The organism is Variovorax sp. dw_954 (genome assembly GCF_018449755.1).
Classification (GTDB): Bacteria; Pseudomonadota; Gammaproteobacteria; order Burkholderiales; family Burkholderiaceae_C; genus Variovorax.
The window spans coordinates 230,259-248,042 of the sequence record NZ_JAAVVD010000008.1; the positions used below are offsets into that span (position 1 = coordinate 230,259).

16 protein-coding genes are annotated in these 17,784 nt (G+C 67.7%); 10 read left to right on the forward strand and 6 right to left on the reverse strand.

The window, feature by feature from the left end; translation table 11 throughout:
* Positions 1-3: 3 nt before the first annotated feature.
* Complete coding sequence (locus tag HB681_RS15370) at positions 4-621, reverse strand: hypothetical protein (protein WP_213955706.1); 618 nt, start codon at positions 619-621, stop codon at positions 4-6.
* Between the two features lie 383 nt (positions 622-1,004).
* On the opposite strand from HB681_RS15370, the gene HB681_RS15375 reads away from it, so the two are divergent.
* The gene (locus HB681_RS15375; RefSeq protein WP_213955707.1) at positions 1,005-2,093 is read left to right on the forward strand and encodes a PA0069 family radical SAM protein; all 1,089 of its coding nucleotides are present in this window, start codon (positions 1,005-1,007) and stop codon (positions 2,091-2,093) included.
* A gap of 148 nt (positions 2,094-2,241) precedes the next feature.
* On the opposite strand, the gene HB681_RS15380 is transcribed toward HB681_RS15375, so the two are convergent.
* Positions 2,242-2,802: an isoprenylcysteine carboxylmethyltransferase family protein gene (locus HB681_RS15380; protein ID WP_213955708.1), complete on the reverse strand. Its 561-nt coding sequence runs from the start codon at positions 2,800-2,802 to the stop codon at positions 2,242-2,244.
* 119 nt (positions 2,803-2,921) lie between these two features.
* Here HB681_RS15380 and HB681_RS15385 point away from each other — a divergent pair, with 119 nt between their 5' ends.
* The 9 genes from HB681_RS15385 to HB681_RS15425 all read left to right on the forward strand — a co-directional run bounded on the left by HB681_RS15385 (position 2,922) and on the right by HB681_RS15425 (position 10,497).
* Positions 2,922-3,902, forward strand: coding sequence for a dialkylrecorsinol condensing enzyme (locus HB681_RS15385; RefSeq protein WP_213955709.1), 981 nt, complete (start codon positions 2,922-2,924; stop codon positions 3,900-3,902).
* Entirely contained in the window at positions 3,892-5,028 is a 1,137-nt protein-coding gene (locus HB681_RS15390; RefSeq protein WP_213955710.1) for a beta-ketoacyl-ACP synthase III, read from the forward strand. The genes HB681_RS15385 and HB681_RS15390 overlap by 11 nt, the downstream gene beginning before the upstream one ends.
* 5 nt (positions 5,029-5,033) lie before the next feature.
* Complete coding sequence (locus HB681_RS15395) at positions 5,034-5,429, forward strand: hypothetical protein (RefSeq protein ID WP_213955711.1); 396 nt, start codon at positions 5,034-5,036, stop codon at positions 5,427-5,429.
* On the forward strand, positions 5,426-6,406 hold the full coding sequence (locus HB681_RS15400) for a BtrH N-terminal domain-containing protein (protein WP_213955712.1): 981 nt from the start codon (positions 5,426-5,428) through the stop codon (positions 6,404-6,406). The genes HB681_RS15395 and HB681_RS15400 overlap by 4 nt, the downstream gene beginning before the upstream one ends.
* A gap of 17 nt (positions 6,407-6,423) precedes the next feature.
* Positions 6,424-7,335 carry an ATP-binding cassette domain-containing protein gene (locus tag HB681_RS15405; RefSeq protein WP_213955713.1) on the forward strand — a complete coding sequence of 304 codons (912 nt, stop codon included), beginning with the start codon at positions 6,424-6,426 and terminating at the stop codon, positions 7,333-7,335.
* 13 nt (positions 7,336-7,348) lie between these two features.
* On the forward strand, positions 7,349-8,506 hold the full coding sequence (locus HB681_RS15410; protein ID WP_213955714.1) for an ABC transporter permease: 1,158 nt from the start codon (positions 7,349-7,351) through the stop codon (positions 8,504-8,506).
* Positions 8,503-8,778 (forward strand): phosphopantetheine-binding protein, encoded by a 276-nt coding sequence (locus HB681_RS15415; RefSeq protein ID WP_213955715.1) that lies wholly within the window; start codon positions 8,503-8,505, stop codon positions 8,776-8,778. Before HB681_RS15410 ends, HB681_RS15415 begins: the two co-directional genes overlap by 4 nt.
* Positions 8,779-8,857: 79 nt before the next feature.
* Complete coding sequence (locus HB681_RS15420; protein WP_213955716.1) at positions 8,858-9,940, forward strand: beta-ketoacyl synthase N-terminal-like domain-containing protein; 1,083 nt, start codon at positions 8,858-8,860, stop codon at positions 9,938-9,940.
* 41 nt (positions 9,941-9,981) lie between these two features.
* Positions 9,982-10,497, forward strand: a complete 516-nt coding sequence (locus tag HB681_RS15425) for a hypothetical protein (protein WP_213955717.1) — start codon at positions 9,982-9,984, stop codon at positions 10,495-10,497.
* Between the two features lie 116 nt (positions 10,498-10,613).
* On the opposite strand, the gene HB681_RS15430 is transcribed toward HB681_RS15425, so the two are convergent.
* The 4 genes from HB681_RS15430 to HB681_RS15445 all read right to left on the reverse strand — a co-directional run bounded on the left by HB681_RS15430 (position 10,614) and on the right by HB681_RS15445 (position 17,769).
* The gene (locus HB681_RS15430) at positions 10,614-11,780 is read right to left on the reverse strand and encodes an acyltransferase (protein ID WP_213955718.1); all 1,167 of its coding nucleotides are present in this window, start codon (positions 11,778-11,780) and stop codon (positions 10,614-10,616) included.
* Between the two features lie 54 nt (positions 11,781-11,834).
* Complete coding sequence (locus tag HB681_RS15435; protein WP_213955764.1) at positions 11,835-13,241, reverse strand: efflux transporter outer membrane subunit; 1,407 nt, start codon at positions 13,239-13,241, stop codon at positions 11,835-11,837.
* 41 nt (positions 13,242-13,282) lie between these two features.
* On the reverse strand, positions 13,283-14,491 hold the full coding sequence (locus tag HB681_RS15440) for an efflux RND transporter periplasmic adaptor subunit (protein ID WP_213955719.1): 1,209 nt from the start codon (positions 14,489-14,491) through the stop codon (positions 13,283-13,285).
* A 68-nt stretch (positions 14,492-14,559) separates the two neighbouring features.
* Positions 14,560-17,769, reverse strand: coding sequence for an efflux RND transporter permease subunit (locus tag HB681_RS15445; RefSeq protein WP_213955720.1), 3,210 nt, complete (start codon positions 17,767-17,769; stop codon positions 14,560-14,562).
* Positions 17,770-17,784 lie beyond the last annotated feature (15 nt).

Sequence of the window (17,784 nt, forward strand, 5' to 3'; positions counted from 1 at the left end):
GCCCTAGCGGGAGAAGGTGCTGTTCCCGTCGCCGTCCGCCGCAACCTTCTGGAATTGCAGATACGGCGCCTCGGTGCGCTGCGCCTTGGCCGGTACGCGTTCGCGTTGCCTGCGACGCTCGAGTTCCCTTGCTTCGGCGTCACGGCGCGACTTCTCGACCAGATGCGCCTGGATCATTTGCTGGTGCCGGGCTTCCGCAGTCGCCTGCTGCTGCGCGACTTGCTCGGCCCTGGCCACGGCCGCCTCGGCGGCGGCGCGGTCGCGCTGCTGCTCGAGGTACCAGGCGCCGCCGCCAAGGACGGCCAGCAACAGGCCGAAGAGCATCGTCACGCGCCCCCACTGCGACGGCCCCTTGCCTTCGGGATAGTGGATTTCCACCCAGGATGAAACGACAGGCTCCGAAGAGACCGCCTGCGCCAGCTTGCGGTCATGCGCGGCGCGCATGTCGGGGTTGCGCAGCACCTTGTAGGCTTCCCTCACGTCCGCCAACCTGGCGTCGGCGCCGGCATCCACACGGAGGCGTTCACGCGTGAACGTTGCCAGGGTTTTATTGAACGCGCGATCAATCTCGCCGGACTTGGCGTTCCCATGGACGCCCAGCACGCTGTATGCAGACCTCATCACTTCCCCCTGCGGGCAAGGACGCGTGCCGGCAACCTGCCGGGACATCGATCCGCACCCTGATTTTATGTATCGTGATGTTACGTCGCGCCCGGGGCAGGCGCAATTAGCACATAGGACCCCACTCCGACAGGGCACGCGTCGGGAGCGGGCAATAAGTTCTACTCGGAGGCCTTGCCGACGGTGACGAAGTAGGAAGCGACGACAACGCCCACGCTCACGAGACAAGCAATAGCAATCGACATGGGGAACCTCTCAGAAGAGTTGACGAATGTTGACAGTTTAAGGGTAAACCCTAGTTCGTGTTTGTAAAGGGAATGGATGTGTCGCTGGCGTCCGACACCGGATAGCGACATACTGTGAATACATCCAGTATTTTCGTCATGACCGATACCTTCATTCCCGTCCATGCCCTCAAGGGCCGCGGCGCGGCGACGCGCATCCCGCATCGCTTCGAGAAGGACGCGCGCGACGCTTACGACGACGGCTGGGGCACGCTGGAGGACGATGCCGCCGAGCAAAGATCGGCGCCGCAAACCGAGGTCCGCTTCGAGGATGCGAAATCGGTGCTCGGCGAAAACGATTCGCCGGACGTTCCCTTCGACCGCTCGCTCAACCCGTACCGGGGCTGCGAGCATGGCTGCATCTACTGCTTCGCGCGGCCGACCCACAGCTACCTCAACCTGTCGCCGGGGCTGGACTTCGAGACCAAGCTCATTGCCAAGCGCAACATCGCGCAAGTGCTGCGCGCCGAACTCGGGCGGAAGAACTACCGGCCCAGCCAGATCGCGATCGGCACCGCCACCGATTGCTACCAGCCGATCGAGCGCGAACTCCGCCTGACGCGTTCCGTCATCGAGGTATTGCACGAGACGCATCACCCCTTCGCCATCGTGACCAAGTCGAGCGCCGTCGAGCACGACCTGGACCTGATCGCGCCGATGGCGGCGGACCGTCTCGCCGCCGTCTACATCACCGTGACCACGCTCGACGGCGAACTCGCGCGCAAGCTGGAACCGCGCGCCGCCGCGCCGCACCGGCGCCTGCGCACGATCCGCACGCTGGTGGACGCGGGCGTGCCGGTCGGCGTGAGCGTCTCGCCGCAGATTCCGTTCGTCAACGAAGACATGGAGAAGGTGCTCGAAGCCGCCTGGGAGGCCGGCGCGCGGCGCGCCTTCTACAACGTGATCCGGCTGCCCTGGGAGGTGGCGCCGCTGTTCAAGCAGTGGCTCGAACTGCACTACCCGCAGCGCGCGGGCCGCATCATGGCGCGCATCCGGGACATGCGCGGCGGCAAGGACTACGACGCCGACTTCGCAACGCGCATGAAGGGCAGCGGCCTCTGGGCCGAACTCATCCGGCAGCGCTTCGAGAAGGCGACGCAGCGCATCGGCTTCAACCGCGAGCGCATTCCCATGGACCTCGAGGCCTTCCGGCCGCCGGGAGCGGTGGGGCAGCGGAGCTTGTTCTGACGCATTGGAATTCGGACAGCCGAACGCAGAAGGAATACAAAAACTCGCAGAAGTCGCAGAAGGAATTCAAGCAAAGGAAATCTTTGGAATTTCTTTTGCGACTTCTGCGAAACCTTTGCGACTTCTGCGTTCGGTCTTCGCATTCAGTTCACAGCACGAATGGAATGAAGCGTCGCGTTCCGCGCATATACGCCCGATAGGCCTCGCCGAAGTGCTGCAGGCACTCCTTCTCGTCCCGCAAGGCGGTGATGAACAGCAGCACCGTGGCGGCCAGCACCAGCGCCAGGCCGACCCATGAAAACTGCTTCAGGAAGGCGCCCCAGGCCAGGAAGATCAGCGCCGCGTACATCGGATGGCGGATGTAGCGGAAGGCGCCGCTCGTCACCAGGGCGCTGGTCTTCTCGAAGCCGAGCAGGGCGTCGTCCTGGCGGTCCTCTGTCGGTCGCCCCACCCGCTTGAGCAGGCGCACGGCATGCAGCGGCAGCCATGCGGAGGCGACCAGCAGCAGCCAGGACAGCAATTGATGCGGCGCCAAGGGGTCGTCGCCCCAGACCGGGAGGTTCAACAGGACCAGCAGCAGGATGCATTCCCACGCGAAGAAGCGATAGAAGCCGTGCGAGCCGGGGCGCCGCAATGCGCCGCGCGAGACGTGCAGCAGCGCGGCAGACCCGGCGAGAAAGGCGGCGACGAGAACGAGAGGGTGGAGCATGGCGCCGAATCTACACGCCGCGCCAGGCGAGGCTGCCGGCCCACGTCTTGCGTACGTCACAGAGATTTCACACTGTCATATTCCCCTACACTCGCACGTCTTCCCCGCCTGTTGCCCCTGTGACCTCACTTCCGCTGAGCGCGACCGCGCCTCCCAAGCGCGTGCTCGCCATTCGCTATTCCCAGACGGGACAACTCGACGCCGTTGCGGACCAGATCCTCATGCCACTGCAGAGCGATCCCGGCATCCAGGTGCATGTCGAGACGTTGAAGCCCTTGCAGCCGCTGCCGTTCCCGTGGCCTTTCCTCCGCTTCTTCGACGCCTTCCCAGAGACGGCCCATATGCGACCGGCCCCGCTGGCGCCCCTGTCGCTGACGGGTGACGAGGAGTTCGACCTCGTCATCCTGCCTTGGCAGGTCTGGTTCCTGGCGCCGTCGCAGCCCATCGCTGCCTTCCTGCAGCACCCGGTCGCGGCGCGCCTGTTGAGGGGCAAGCCGGTCGTCTCGGTGATCGCCTGCCGCAACATGTGGCTGACGGCGCACGAGAAGCTCAAGGCGATGCTGGCCGCTGTCGGCGCACGGCTGATCGACAACGTGGTGCTGACCGACCCCGGTCCCACGCTGGCCACGTTCATCACCACGCCGGCCTGGCTGCTGCTCGGCCGCAAGCGCGGCTTCTGGGGCATGCCCGATGCGGGGCTGACCGCAGCGCAGATCGCGGGTGCGCGCCGCTTCGGGCTGGCGCTGCGCGATGGCCTGCACGCCGATGCGGAACGCGGCACGCAGCCCCTGTTGGCCGGCCTGGGCGCGGTGGTGGCCGAGCCTCGCCTCTACGTGAGCGAGAAGGCCGGCACCCGCAGCTTCTTCCTCTGGGGCAAGCTGATCATGGCGGTGGGGCGGCCGGGCAGCGCGCAGCGGCAGCCGCTGGTGCTGGCCTATGTGCTGTTCCTGCTGGCACTCATCGTCACCGTCGTGCCTGTGAGCCTGGGACTGCAGGCCCTGCTGCGGCCGTTGTTCAGGAGCCAACTGACTAAAATCAAGACCCGCTTTGAGCTGCCCTCAGGCTCGGCCACAGACCGATGCCACCGTTATGACAGTTGATGTATTCCTGACGCGTTCAGCAGCTTATTTACCTTTCTCGCCGGTCTCCAACGACGAAATCGAAGATGTCCTCGGCCGGATCGGCGGCAAGGACTCGCGTGCGCGCCGGTTGATCCTGCGCAGCAACGGCATCCGGTCGCGGCACTACGCCATCGATCGCGCCACCGGCAAGGTGGCCATGACCAACGCCCAACTCACCGCGAATGCCGTTCGCGCGCTGGGCGAGGACATCGGCCCCGTGGGTTGCCTGGCCACCGGGACTTCGATGCCAGACCAGCTCATTCCCAATCACGCGGTGATGGTGCACGGCGAACTGGGCTGGCCACGCCTGGAAGCCGTGTCCCTCGCCGGCGTCTGCCTGTCAGGCATCGCGGCCCTGAAATACGCCTGGCTGGCGGTACGCGCGGGGGACGCGCAGCGCGCGGTGGCTACGGGTTCCGAACTGGCGTCCCCGTTGCTGATGGCTTCCAACTTCGAGGCCGAGATCGCGCACAAGGTCGACGCGCTCGAAGCGCGGCCCGAGATTGCCTTCGAAAAGGACTTCCTGCGCTGGATGCTGTCCGATGGCGCCGGCGCCATGTTGCTGGAGTGCGCACCGCGCGGCGCGCTGTCCTTGCGCATCGACTGGATCGACCTGTCTTCCGCCGCCCATGAGCTGCCGGTGTGCATGTACGCCGGCGCCGATCGCGCTGCCGACGGCACGCTGCAAGGCTGGATGCAGACGCCGTCCTCGCAATGGCATGCCCAGTCGATCTTCGCCATCAAGCAGGACGTGCGCCTGCTCAACGAGAACATCGTGCGCGCCACCGTTGGCGAGCCGCTGCGCGACATCATCGCGCGGCGCGGGCTGAGGGTGGACGAGATCGACTGGTTCCTGCCGCACCTGTCGTCGCACTTCTTCGCGCAGCCGGTGGCGCAATGCCTCGAGGATGTCGGCCTGCCGATCCCGCGCGAACGCTGGTTCAACAACCTTGCACAGATGGGCAACACCGGCGCCGCCTCGCCGTTCATCATGCTCGATGCGCTGATCCGGTCGGGTCGCTTGCAGAAGGGGCACAAGCTGTTGATGTTCGTGCCTGAAAGCGGCCGTTTTTCCAGTGGCTTCGTGCACCTGGAAGCGGTGTAGCCGTCATGGACGTCGACGCGGTTCCACAAGAGGGCAATGCCACCCTGGACGGGCATCGCAAGCTCATGTACGCGCGTGACGCCAGCGGCCACACGGTGACGGTCGGCTCGCGCGGCTGGGAGGCGGAGGAAATCGTCACGACGCATGCAGTGGAAGCACTGGTTGCGCAGGCCGGGGAAGCACGCGCGCGCGTGCTCGCAGGCACCGCATCGCCGCTTGAATACTGGATGTACGAGCGCCGCATGGACGTGGCCTTGCTGTCGCAGACCAGTGGCTTCTGGCAATGGCGCGTGCGGCGCCACCTGCAGGCCCGTCATTTCGCCGATCTGTCGCCCGCGCAACTTGCGCGCTATGCGGATGCGCTGGGCCTGTCGGTCGAAGCCTTGAAGCGGCTGCCATGAATTTCGAACACCGGCATGCCGCGCACTGCGAGAGCGGCGTCATCTCCAATATGCTGCGCCACCATGGCGTGCCGATGACGGAGAGCCTTGCCTTCGGGCTCGCGTCGGCGCTGACCTTCGCGTACTTCCCATTCATCAAGCTGTCGGGGCTGCCGCTCATCTCCTACCGCATGCCGCCGAGGTCGATCATCAAGGGCATGCTGGCGCCGCTGGCTGCGCGCTTCCGGTTCGAGACCTTCGGCGATCCGCAAGCGGGGCAGGCGCGTCTCGATGCGCTGCTGGCCGAGGGCCAACTCGTGGGCCTGCAGACCTCGGTCTACTGGCTGCCGTACTTTCCGCCGCAGATGCGCTTTCACTTCAACGCGCACAACCTGCTGGTGTACGGCAAGGAGGGCGACGACTACCTGGTGAGCGATCCGGTGTTCGAGACACCGATGCGCTGCGGCAGTGCGGACATGGCGCGAGCGCGCTTCGCCAAGGGCGTGCTGGCGCCCAAGGGACTGCTTTACTACCCGCAAAGGATCGACCGCAAGACCATCGAGCCCGAGGCCATCGTCAAGGCCATCCGCAAGACCGTGCGCACCATGCAGGCGCCCGTGCCGCTCATCGGCGTGCGCGGCATGCGGACGCTTGCAAGGAAGCTGGCGAGCCTGCCGGCCGGGGATGCCCGCACGATCGACTACATCGGCCACATGGTGCGCATGCAGGAAGAAATCGGCACCGGTGGCGCGGGCTTCCGCTTCATCTACGCGGCCTTCCTGGAAGAGGCTGCGCAGATTGCGTCGATGCCGCAGCTCGTCGAGTTCTCCAGCCGCATGACCGAAATCGGCGATGGCTGGCGGCGCTTCGCCCTCAAGGCGGCGCGCATGGTCAAGGGGCGGGAGCCCGTCGACCCGCCCGCACTGGCCGGCCTGCTGCGAGGCCAGGCCGACCAGGAGGAAGCCTTCTTTCGCGACCTGAAGCGCGCCGTGGCATAGGCGCACAAGGGACGCATGTGCTGGCGCTCGAACACCTGAGCTACCGCTACCCCGGCGCCGCGCAAGCCGCGCTCGACGACGTGTCGTTGACGGCCCGGCGCGGCAGCGTGCTGGGCCTGCTCGGGCCCAACGGCGCGGGCAAGACCACGCTGATCTCGCATGTGTCGGGCGCGCTTGCCGTGCAAGGCGGACGCGTGCTGGTGGATGGCGAGCCCTTGCAGGCGGTGCGCGCGCGCACGCCCACGCGCATGGCGGTGGCGCCGCAGGAGCATGCGTTCTATCCGATGCTCACCGTGACGGAGAACCTCGCATGCTTTGCCGGTGCGGCCCGGCTGGAAGGCGCGCGCAAGCGGGCGCGCATCGCGGCATGCATCGGCTTCGCGCAACTCGAATCCTTTGCGACGGTGCGCGCCGAGCGCCTGTCGGGCGGATTGAAGCGGCGGCTCAACCTTGCGATCGCCTTGCTGGCCGAGCCCGAGTTATTGCTGTTCGACGAGCCGACCGTGGGCGTGGATCCGCAGTCACGCGCCTTCGTGCTCGACGCCATCAAGACGCTGGCCGCCAATGGGGCGGCGGTGATCTATGCGACGCACTACATGGAAGAAGTCGAGGCCATCGCCGACCGCGTCGCGATCCTCGACAACGGCCGGGTGCTGCGCAACGACACGCTGGAGGCCTTGCTCTCCGAAGGAGGAAGGGTGCTGACGGTGCGCGCCGAGGGCGTCGATGGCGCGATGCTCGCGCGCTATGGCGAGGTGGAGCAGGGCCCCGACCACTGGCGCGTGCGGCTCGCCGCCGATGCGCGTCCGGCCCAGGTGCTGGACGCGCTCGACGCATCGGGCGTGACGGTGCGGCAGGCCGAGTTCGGGCGCTACAACCTCGAGCAGTTGTTCATGGCGCTCACTCATCGCTCGCTACGAGACACATGAAGTTCGCCCCGCCATGCTGACCTCGCTCATCAAGAAGGAGCTGATTGCCCTCGTGCGCGACGTGCATGGCCTGGCCGCGCTGTTCCTGATGCCGGTGATCTTCATCGTGGTGATGTCGCTGGCGCTCAAGGACTACTACAACCCGCCCTTGACGGCCCTGCGCTATGCGGTCCGGCAGCACGACAACGGCGTGCCCGCGCAGTCGATCCTGGCCGACTGGAAGCGCGCTCACGGAACGCCGCAGGACTTGCCGGCCGACTGGCAGGCGCAGTTGACGAACGGCCAGCTCAAGTACGTGATCGTGCTGCAGCCCGGTCTGTCGGACGCATTGAACGCGGACACGCTGCCGACCGTGCCGCTCATGCGCCTGCTCGCGGAGCCCGGCATCGACGGCAACCTGTTCAACGCGCTGCGGGCCGAACTGGTCGGTGTGGCCGGCGAAGTCAAGGGCCGGCTGGAAGCCTCCGTGGCCGGCGGCCCGCCTGCGCCACCCGGCGCATCGATGGCCACGCTGCTGGAGGCCGAGCGCTTCGCGCCGAGCGGGCCGCGACCGACGGCCGTGCAGCAAAGCGTCCCAGCCTGGCTGGTGTTCGGCATGTTCTTCGTGGTGGCGTCGATGTCGAGCCTGTTCATCCAGGAGCGCGCGTCGGGCACGCTGGGACGGCTGCGCAGCCTGGGCGTGCCGACCGGCATGCTGCTGGTCTCCAAGGCCTTGCCCTACCTCGGCGTCAATGCCTTGCAGGCCGCCCTGATGCTGGCCGTGGGCGTGTGGCTCATGCCCCTGCTCGGCGGCGATGCGCTGTCGCTCGCAGGCATCCATTGGGACGCGCTGGTCGTGGCGTTGGTGGCCATCGGCCTGGCCGCGGTGAGCCTGTCGCTGGCGCTGGCCTGCGCGGTGCGCACGCATGCCCAGGCCGCTACGGTCGGACCCGTCGCCAACGTGCTGATGGCAGCTGTCGGCGGGATCATGGTGCCGAAGTTCGTGATGCCCGCGGCCATGCAGCATGTGGCCGAATGGTCCCCGATGAACTGGGGCCTGGAAGCCCTGCTGACGGCGCTGCTGCGCGGCGGCGGCCTGGCGGAAATGCTGCCCGAGCTCGTTCGCCTGCTTGTTTTTTCCGCGGTCATGCTGGCGTTGGCCGCCCTGTTGTTTCAAAGACGTGCCGCATGAACGAAAGCCTTTCGCTGCCTGACCTGATCGCCGAGTTGAAAGCGCTCGTGCTCGACGCCGTGGAAAAGACTGCGCCCGAAGGCGGCCTGTCCGACGACGAACCCCTGTTCGGCCCCGATGCCAGGCTGGACCTCGACTCGCTCGACGCGCTGCAGGTGTCGATGGCCATCCAGCAGCGCTATGGCGTGCGCATGCCCGACAGCAAGGAGACGCGCCGGGCGCTGAGCTCGATTGCGCATCTGGCGGCGCACTTGAGCGCCAGCCGGCCATGAGCGCAGCGCCGGGCCGCCCAAGCAAACTCGCGCCCCCTCCCTGGTGCAGCGAGAACACGGAGTGCCGAGCGTGGGGGCCATGAGCGCCACGACCGCCGACGTGTACCTGGCAGGCACCGGCCTCGCCTGCGCGCTCGGCCGGGGCCTGCCGCAATCGCTGGCCGCGCTGCGACAGGGCGGCGTCCCCGCGAGGCCTGCGACGGTCCCGGGCGGCTTCTCATGGCCGGTGCATGCGCTGCCACCCCCCGAAGGCGACTGGCTTGGGCAACTGCGCCGCACGGTGCGCGAGGTGGTCGCGCAGTGCGGCCTGCCATGCGACAGGGTGTCGCCGCAGATGCCGCTCTTCGTCGCCTCGTCGTCGCTCGACGTGGGCTTCGAGGAGCAGGCCGGCTGCTTCGCCGGCGACGTGCAGGTCTTTGCCGACCTGGTGGCCGAGGCGATCGGCTGGCGCGGGCCGGTGTTCACCGTGTCGACGGCGTGCACGTCGGCCGTCAATGCGGTGCTGGCGGCGGCCGACCTGATCCGCGGCGGCGCGGTGCAACAAGCGCTGGTGCTGGGCATCGAGTTCAGCAACCGCCTCACGCTGGCCGGCTTCGGAGGCATGCAGCTGCTTTCGCCCGATCGCGCCTTGCCCTTCGGCGCGCAGCGCAATGGACTGGTGCTCGGCGAAGCCGCGGCCGCGATGGTGTTGAGCAACACGCCGTCCCGCTGGCGCTTGGCCGGCGGCGCCAACGTGGTCGCCGGCGACACGCCGACCGGCGCCGATGCCGGCGCCATCGCCGCAGTGACCCGCGCCGCGCTGCGGCGAGCCGGCGTGCATGCCGAGGACATCGATCTCATCAAGCCGCAGGCCGCCGGAAGCCCGGCCAATGACGCCATCGAGGCCATGGCATTGAAGACGCTGTTCGCCAGCCTGCCGCCGATGGTCGCGCTCAAGCCGCTGATCGGCCACACGCTTGGCGCGGCCGGGGCGGCGGAACTGGTGCTGCTGCTGGCCTGCATCGAGACCGGTGCGTGGCCCGCCGCGGACTACGCGCTCGATCCCTCGCTGGACGTGGCGCTCGCCGCGCAGACGCCCGCGCGCCTGCGGCACATCCTGTTCAACGCCATCGGTTTTGGCGGTGGGCATGCGGCGCTGGTGCTGGAGGACTGCGGGTCATGACATCGCAGCGAGGCGCAGCCGCGCCGGGCGTACGGCGGCAAATGAGCGAATCCGTCGGATCCATTCCGGGTTGGCGGCTCGCCGCGCATGTTGTGTCGGACCCGCCGCCGCCCGATTGGCGCGACGCACTGGCCGCGCGCCTTGGCGCCCGCCCGCGCCGCATCGGCGTGTGGGCCGAACTGGCGCTCCACGGCGCCTGGCAATGCCTGGACGCCGCCGGCGAGTCCGCGCTGCCATCCGGCGCCCGGCTGCGCGTGGCCAGCCTGAGCGGTCCCCAGACGGCCACGCGCGACAGCATGACGCAATTGCGCACCGGCCTGCCGATGCCCTTCGATTTCATGCAGAGCCAGTCGGGGCTGATGCTCGCGGCGCTGGCCAAGGGGCTGGGCTGGCAGGGCGACGCCAGTTTCATGGTGTGCCGCGACGCGTCGTTGCTGATGCGCGTGGCCGCGTGCGGCGCGGGGCCGGATGGCCTGCTGCTGGGCTGGATCGAGCAGGAGGGCGAGGCGCTGCGGGGCGAATGGTGGCGCTGGCTGCCGGACGCCCCCGGCGCATGAGCTTGGGGGCTCATGCGACTTCGCAATCGAACGCATAACTGCGTTGGATCGCCTTGCCGTGCTACAGCACTGTCGGCGGCGCTCCGCCTTGTTCTGCGCTTGATTGCAAAGTCGTATCAGGACCCGCTGGCGTGCAGATAGCGCTTGGGCAGGCCCGCGACGAAGCGTCGCACCTCATCGGTCTTGCGCTCGAACAGCCACCAGAACACGCCGCCCACCACCAGCAGCAGGGCCAGCCAGCCGGTGAATTGCAGGATGCCGGCCAGGTCCGGGCGCACGCGCGTCGTGCCATAGCCAAGTGCGCCGATCAGCGCCACCAGCGGAAAGTGCGAAAGGTACAGCGAGTATGAAAAGGTCGACATGCCGTGGCTCAGCCGCACGAACATCGAGTTCATGTTCTTCGGCATTGGCAGGTTGGCCAGGGCCACGCACAGGATGCAGAAGCACACGCCGATGGTCGGGTCCACCGGCCAGCCGAGGCGCGCCTGCAACGTGTCGGACTTGCTGTAGCCCAGTGACGCGGCAAAGGCCACCAGGCCCACCACCATCACGACACGCCGCAGCGTCGGAGACAGCCGGCCGCGGCTGAAGTAGACGACCAGGCCCATCAGCCAGATCGAATAGGCATCGCGGATGTCCGCCGGCAGCCAGAACAGGATCGCGACGGCCAGCGCGCCGGCCACCACGCGCGGCGCCACCGTGGCGGCCTCGCGGCGCACCGACCAGCCAATGGCCACCGAACACAGCGGAAACAGCACGTAGTACCAGAACTCGTTGGCCAGGCTCCACAGAGGACTGTTGATGCCGAACACCGGCGTCAGGATGGTTTGCACGAACACGAGGTTGCCGAGCAGGGTGCTCCAGCTGCTCGAATAGTCGTGGCCATCGACCGGGCCCGAATTCCAGATGGGCTTGTAGCCGCCGCTCAGCACGTCCGGCGCCATGCTGGCCAGCACCTGGTCGACCACCGCGGTGAGCAGCAGGGCGGGCACCAGCACCACCCATAGCCGCGACAGCCGGGCCAGCGCATAGCGGCCCGCGTTGAAGCCTGCGCCGCTGCGCAATACGGATCCACCGACGAAGAAGCCGCTCAACACGAAGAACACCATCACCGATTGGTGGCCGAGGCCGGTGGCGGCATAGAAGGCCTTCTGCAGCAGGTTTCCTTGCCCGAGCTCGGCATAGTCCACGATGGTTGCGGCTCGCAAATGGCCCAGGCAAACCGCAATCGCGGACAGGCCGCGAACGAAGTCCAGCCAGACGAATTTGTGTTCAGTGTTCAAAAGGGGAGAGCACCGCGTGGGGTGAGCCTGTGTCGGAACACCATTGTGCAGCCGCTATCCGCAGCCGGGCGCCGGGTCCCGTGACGTACTGCACCAATCGCCGCCCAAAGCCTTCACGAGGAACACCGAGGTGACGAGCCGCTGGCCCAGCACCTGGGCCGCCTGGCGCTCGGTGTTGAGCACGGCCTGCTGCGCGGTGATGACGTCGAGGTAGGTCGAGGCGCCGCCCTCGTAGCGCGTGGTGGACATGTCGAGCACGCGCCGCGACGCGGCCACGGCCGACAGGGCCTGGCGGCTTGCGTTGTCGAGCGCGGCCAGGCCGCTGATGCCGTCCTCGACTTCCTGCATCGCGGTCAACACCACGCGCCGGTAGTTCGCCACCGTCGCCTCGTAGCCACCCTGGGCGAAATTCACGTTGGCACGCATGCGGCCGCCGTCGAACAGCATCTGCGTGGCTGACACACCCACCGACCACAGCAGGCTGGGCGCATCGAACAGCGACTCGATCATGCGGCTGTCCACGCCGACCGTCGGCGCCAGCGTGATGCTTGGATAGAAGGCCGCCGTGGCAATGCCGATCTGCGCATTGGCCGCCGCCATCGCGCGCTCCGCCGAGGCCACGTCGGGCCGGCGCTGCAGCACCTCCGAGGGCAGGCCCAGCGGAATGGCCGGCGGCGTCATGGGCTTCAGGTCGGGCGCCACGGCGAAGGCCGGCGCCGGCGTGCCGGTGAGCGTGGCCAGGGCATGCTCGTACTGCGCACGCTGCTTCTTCAGCAGGTCGACCTGGGTCAGCGTGTTCTCCAGCAGCGCCTGCTGCTGCGCCACGTCCAGGCCCGACACGGCGCCGAGGTCATGCCGCGCAGTGACGAACTCCAGCGCGCGGCGTTGCAGTTCGATGCTGCGCAACACCACGTCGAGTTCGACGTCGGTGTAGCGCAGGTTGAAATAGTTGGTGGCCAGGTCCGCGGACACCAGCAGACGCGCATTGGCCAGGTCGGCGGCCGACTGTTCGGCGGAGGCGGCGGAGCCTTCGACCAGCCGCTTCACGCGCCCGGCAAAGTCGATCTCGTAGCTGGCCGTGAGGGACAGGGCGAAATCGTTCTGTACCGTTTCGAAGTTGGGCGTGCTGTAGTTCGTCAGCGGCCGGTTCCCGGAAATCTTGAAGCGCTGCGCCCGCACCCCGAGGCCGACCTGCGGATAGCGTGCGGCGCTGCTCGCGTCCAGCGTGGCGCGCGCCTGCGTCAGCCGCGCGACCGCAATCGCCACCGTCGGGTTGTCGGCCAGCGCCTTCTGCTGCAGCGCGTCGAGCTGCGCGTCCTGGTAGCGGGTCCACCAGCGTCCCTTGTCGATCGAGTCGCCGGGCTCGGCCTGGCGCCAGGGATGCTCGACCTGCCAGGTCACAGGCAGGTCCGGCGTGCTCGGCGCGCGATAGTCCGGGCCGACGGCGCAGCCGGCGAGCATCGCCGCCACAGCCAGCGAGACGGCAACGCGGTACGACGGCTTCACGGGCTTTCCTTGGCCAGGGCCACCACATCGCCTTCGGCCAGCGAGTCGGAGGGGTTGAGCACGAGCCGATCGGTGGGGGCGATGCCGTCCAGCAGTTCCACGGTCTCGCCGTAGTTGCGGCCCAGAGTCACCTGGCGCAGGCGCACCGTGTTGTTGGCATCGACCAGCGCGACGCGCGTGCCCTCGGCGCGGAACAGCAGCGCGTTCGCCGGCACCGTGAGCGACAGGCTCGCCGCCAGGGGCAAGGAGACCTGCACGTAGGCGCCCGGCAGCAGGATGCCTTCGCGGTTCGGCAAGGACACCTCGACCTGCATCATTCGCGTGGCGGTATCGATGGCGCCGGAGGAGCGCGCGACTTCCCCCTTGAAGGTCTGGCCACGCAATTCGGCCTGCGTCACGACCACCGGCTGGCCGGCCTTGATGAGCTGGGCATAGGCCTGAGGCACGTTGATGTAGACGCGCAGCGGGTCGGTCTGGGAGAGCAGGAACAGCGGCCGGCCGCCATTGCCGGCGCCGGCGTCTATGAGGTCGCCGACGTCGACATTGCGTCGTGTGATGACGCCAGCGAAGGGCGCCAGCACGCGCTTGAATCCTTCCGTCTGCTTCAGGCGCTGCACGTTGGCGTCGGCGGCGGCCAGGTTGGCGACAGCGGAGGCGACCGCGCTGCGGCGCTCATCGAGGTCCTGTTGCGAGACCACGTCCTTCTGGCGCAGCGCCTCCCAGCGAGCGACGGTGCTCCTGGCCAGCGAGAGCCCGGCGGCGGCCTGCTCGCGCGCAGCAACGGCCTGCGACAGTTGCTGGTCGATTTCGGGTGTCTCGATCTCGGCCAGCAACTCGCCTTGCTGCACCCGCGCGCCGATGTCCCTGGTCCAGCGCTTGAGGTAGCCGCTGGCGCGCGCGTTGATCGGCGACTGCACGAAGCCCTGCAAGGTGCCCGGCAGCGCCAGCGTCTGGCCCGCGGTGGGCTTGGTCGGCAGCGCGGTCTTGACGTACTGCGTGGCCCGCTCGGTGGTGCCGGCCTGCAGTTCCTTCGCGTTGGACATTCGCACGAGGACCGTGCGCGCGGCGCCGATCCCGAGCAGAACCAGCACGATGAGCACCAGCCAGCGCGTGCGGCGCACGATCTGGCGGCGCCGCAGCAGGTCGTGGTGATCGTCCGTTTCGCCGCCGTGGATGGCCAGGCCGGCGTGGCGTTGCTCACTCATGGCCAGGCTCCTGTGAGAAGTCGCGGGGCAGGGAAAGCACGCAATGAAAGAGCGTGGGCGTCATGGCTTCAGTTCTCCTGGGGCGCCACGGTGACAGGTGGCGTCGGATGGTTTTGTTCGCGGGCCGCCTTGCGGTGCGCAAGCCGGCTGTGCACGCCGGCGAAGACCGCCGGCACGAAGAAGAGGGTGGAGACGGTGGCGAACAGCAGGCCGCCGATCACGGCGCGGCCCAGCGGCGCATTCTGCTCGGCGCCTTCGCCGAGGCCGAGCGCCATCGGGATCATGCCGATGATCATCGCCAGCGCCGTCATCAGCACCGGCCGGATGCGCGTGGCGCCGGCCTCCAGCGCGGCCGACAGCGGCGGTACGGCTGCTGCCAGGCGTTCGCGGGCAAAGGCAATCAGCAGGATCGAGTTGGCCGTCGCCACGCCCATGGTCATGATCGCGCCGGTCAGGGCCGGCACGCTCAGCGTGGTGCCGGTGATGAACAGCATCCATGCGATGCCGGCGAGCGCCGCCGGCAGCGCCGTGATGATGATGGCCGCGTCGATCCACGACTGGAAAGTCACCACGATCAGGAGGTACACCAGCACGATCGCCATCAGCAGCCCGACGCCCAGCCCGATGAACGAGTTCTGCATGGTCTGCACCTGCCCGCGGATCGTGACGACGTTGCCGCGCCCGAGCTTGGGACGCATCTCGTCGACCAGCTTCTTCACCTCGCCGGCGACATTGGCCAGGTCGGTGCCCTGTACGCTGACGAACACGTCGACGACCGGCTGGATGTTGTAGCGCGACACGATGGCCGCCTGCCGCGCCGCCTGCGCGTCAACCAGGTTGCCGAGCAACTGCGGCGCCTGGTTGCTGTTCGGCCCCGAGTTGCCGACCGGAATGTTGAGCAGCGAATCGAGCGAGTCGACGTTGTACTGCGGCGACTGCACCGCGATGTTGTAGACCACGCCGTTCGCCGGATTGAGCCAGAAGGCCGGCGCCGTCTGCGAACTGCCCGACAGCGCGATCAGCACGTTCTGGCCGACGTTCGATGCGGTCAGCCCGTATTGCTGCAGCCGCGTGCGGTCCATCTGCAGGTTGAGGCTGGGGCCGTCCAGGCGCTGGTGCACGTGCGCGTCGACGGCGCCGGGGATCTTGCGGATCGACTTCACCAGGTCGGCCGCGAAGGCCGCGTTGCTGGCCTGGTCGTTGCCGCCGAACTGCACGTCGATGGCAGCGGGCAGGCCGAAGTTCAGGATCTGCGTGACGATGTCGGCGGGCTGGAAGAAGAACTCCGTGCCCGGGAAGCGCTTGGGCAGTTCGGCGCGCAGCAGCGTCACGAACTTCTCGGTGGGCTCGTGGCCTTCCTTCAGCGACATCAGGATCTCGCCGTCCAGCGTGCCGATGGTGCCGGCGTTGCTGTACGAGAGGTTGATGCCGCTGTTGGGGACGCCGAGGTTGTCGAGGATGGTCTCGAGCTGGTCCTTCGGGATCAGTTCGCGGATGGCCTGCTCCACCGCGTCGGCCAGGCGTGCCGTTTCCTCGATGCGCGTGCCGGTCGGCGTGCGCATGTGCAGGCGGATCTGGCCGCCGTCCACGCTCGGGAAGAAGTCGCGGCCGAGGACGGTGAACAGCCCGCACGAGAGCACGCAGAAGCCGAGGAAGATGCCGATGAAGGCGCCGCGCCTGGACAGCACCGTCGACAGCACCAGCGTGTAGGCGCGGCGCACGCGTTCGAACTGCCGGTCGAAGGCGCGGTAGAGGCGCTGCAGCAGGCTCGGCTTCGTGCTCGCCGCATTGGCTTCATGCACGCCGCCCATCAGCAGCATCACCAGCGTCGGCACCAGCGTGCGCGACAGCAGGTAGGAGGCCAGCATCGCGAACACCACCGCCTCGGCCAGCGGCACGAACAGGAAGCGCGCCACGCCGCTGAGGAAGAACATCGGCACGAACACGATGCAGATGCACAGCGTCGACACGAAGGCCGCCGCACCGATCTCGCCGGCGCCGGTGTCGATCGCCTCCAGCAGCGGCGTGCCCATGTGCAGATGCCGCTCGATGTTCTCGATGGTGACGATGGCCTGGTCGACCAGGATGCCGACCGACAGCGCGAGCCCGCCGAGCGTCATGAGGTTCAGCGTCTCGCCCAGGCTGTACAGGACCAGGATGGACGCCAGGATCGACAGCGGGATGGTCAGCGCGATGATCAGCGTGCTGCGCCAGTTGCCGAGGAAGAGCAGCACCATCGCCGCCGTCAGCGCGGCCGCCAGCGCCGCTTCGGCCACCACGCCCTGCACGGCCGCCTTGACGAACAGCGACTGGTCGAACAGCGGCGTGATCTTGATGTCCTGCGGCATGCCCTGCGCCGCGACCGGCAGCAGCGCGCGCAGGTTGGAGACGATGTCCAGCGTCGATGCACCGCCGTTCTTCAGCACGGACAGCAGCACGCCGCGCACCCCGTCCTGGCGCACCACATTGGTTTGCGGCGAGAAGCCGTCGCGCACATAGGCGACGTCGCGCAGGTAGGTCGTCGCGCCGTTGACCGTGCGCACCGGCAGGTCGTTCAGGCCGACGATCTCGTTCGGCGAGCCGTTCATCTTCACCGCGTATTCGGTGGCGCCGAACTTCACCGTGCCGGAAGGCAGGATCAGGTTCTGCGTGTTGACCGCGTTCACCACGTCGGTAGGCGACAGGCCGCGCGCCTGCAGCGCCTGGGTGTCGAGGTCGACCGAGATCAGCCGGTTCTTGCCGCCGTACGGAAAGGGCACGGCCGCGCCGGGAATCGTGATCAGTTGGGGCCGCAACTGGTTCACGGCCGCGTCGAACAGCGAGTTCTCGGCCCGCGTCGGACTGGACAGCGCGAGCTGGATCACCGGGATGCTGGAGGCCGAGTACTTGATCACCAGCGGCGGCGTGATGCCGGGCGGCAGTTGCCGCACCTGCGTCTGCATCGAGGCCACCACCTGCGCGATGGCAGTCTCGATGTTGGCGGTCGGCTGGAAGAACACCTTGATCACCGACACGCCCGCAAGCGACTGCGACTCGATGTGCTCGATGTCGCTGACGGTGGTGGTCAGGCTGCGCTCGGTCTGGGCCGAGATGCGGTTGCCCATTTCCGAAGCCGGCAGGCCGTTGTAGTTCCAGATGATGCTGATCACCGGAATGTTGATTTCCGGGAAGATGTCCGTGGCCATTCGCAGCAGCACGAAGGGCGTGGCCAGCACGATCAGCATCGCCATGACGATGAAGGTGTAGGGGCGGCGCAGGGCGAGTTGGACCATGGACACGAATTGTTACTTCAA